The organism is Bacillota bacterium, assembly GCA_024655925.1.
Classification (GTDB): domain Bacteria; phylum Bacillota; class DTU025; order DTU025; family JANLFS01; genus JANLFS01.
Genome location: JANLFS010000221.1, coordinates 1 through 1670, shown reverse-complemented (window position 1 = coordinate 1670; position 1670 = coordinate 1). Strand labels below are relative to the sequence as shown.

The following is a 1670-nucleotide window of genomic DNA, read 5'->3' as shown; positions in this document are numbered from 1 at the left end:
CCCGTGCTAGTATGAGGTTGCCGGTCATGACCGGCAACCTCATACTAGCACGGGCGGTCCACCCGTGTCAACACCCCCCGGAGGCAATTTGTTATTGGTCTGTGATATTGTCACCCTGTAAGCGGACTGAGAAAATGTCACCCATGAGAGGAGACATTTTCTTGAACCGGAAGGAATCGAGAAGGCTGTACGTCATGGAACAGGTGCTCCAGGGTAAACTCACAATCGCCCAAGCAGCCCAACTCCTCGATCTCAGTGAACGCCAGGTTAAGCGGCTCAAGGGAGGAATGAAAGTGGACGGCGCCGCGGCCCTGGCCCACAAGAACAGGGGGCGTAAGCCCAAGCACGCCGTGTCCGGACAAGTTCGCGACCTGGTGATACACTTGGCCATGACTGACCTGGCCGGAGCCAGTTGCGAGCACATGGCCGAACTCTTGGCCCAGCATCATGCCATCTCGCTCTCCCCCCGCACTATCCGCCGCATCATCGGCTCGGCAGGGATACATAACCCCCACGCCCACAAAAGACCCGCCCGCAGGCGCCGCTCCCGCACCCGCATGCCCCAGGAAGGCCTCCTCGTGCAGATGGACGCCAGCCCCTACGCCTGGCTCGAAGAGCGCGGACCTAGGCTCAGCCTCCACGGTGCCATCGACGACGCCACAAGCAAGATCCTGGGACTCTGGTTCCGCCCCCAAGAGGACCTCGTTGGCTACCTCCACGTCACCTGGCAGATCGTCCAGAACCACGGCATCCCAGTGAGCCTGTACTGCGACGGCCACACCATATTCTTCTCCCCCAAGAAAGACAAGCTCACCATCGAAGAAGAACTCGCAGGTCAAGAAGTCGCCCTTACCCGCTTCGGAGAGGTCCTCCAGGAACTGGGGGTCAACCACATCGAGGCCCGCTCCCCCCAGGCCAGGGGCCGCGTAGAACGCCTCTGGGGGACGCTGCAAGGCCGCCTTGTCATCGAAATGCGCCTCGCAGGTATCTCTACCCTCGAAGACGCAAACGCCTTCCTCCCAAGCTTCATATGCCGCTTCAACCAGCGCTTCGCAGTGGAGCCCGCGGATTCATACCCCGCATACTCTCCCACACCACCCCTCGAGCAGCTCGAGCGCACCATCTGCCTCAAGGACGAACGCAAGGCCTCCAACGGCTCGGTCATATCGTTCTCCAACCACTCCTACCAGCTCACCGACAAGCGCGGCACGGTCGTCCCCCTGCGGCCCAAGAGTGACGTCACCGTTCTCACTCACCTCGACGGCTCCCTGAGTGCCCTCTACAACGGCAAGCACTACGGACTCCAGCTATTCACGGGCAAGAAGGCCACAGCCATAAGAAACACCGAAGAGGCCCCCAAGCCGCCCGCGGAACCCTACCACCCAGCTCCCGACCACCCCTGGAGGAAACAACCCCTCAGTCGCCCACGTAGGCGACGCGACCCGGTCCAGGCCTACTTCGACGGAAAAGATCCCTACTGGGAGAAGGTGTATGCTGAGACATGATGATCCAGAGTGCATCGCCAACAAGGGGACATTTTCTCAGTCCGGTTCAACGTGAATTGGGGTGACATTTTCACAGTCCCTTGACACAGGAAAATCGAGCAGGGCTAACTCGGCTGTTGGAGCCGGGAGCGTGCCCGCCAGAGCTCGTCGGCCTCTGGGGGCCTT

General features: G+C 60.9%; 1 protein-coding gene. It reads left to right on the top strand.

The genetic code is table 11. From position 1 onward, the window contains the following. Window positions 1-161 precede the first annotated feature (161 nt). Window positions 162-1505, top strand: a complete 1344-nt coding sequence (locus tag NUW23_16295) for an ISNCY family transposase (protein MCR4427707.1) — start codon at window positions 162-164, stop codon at window positions 1503-1505. The last annotated feature ends 165 nt before the right edge of the window (window positions 1506-1670 follow it).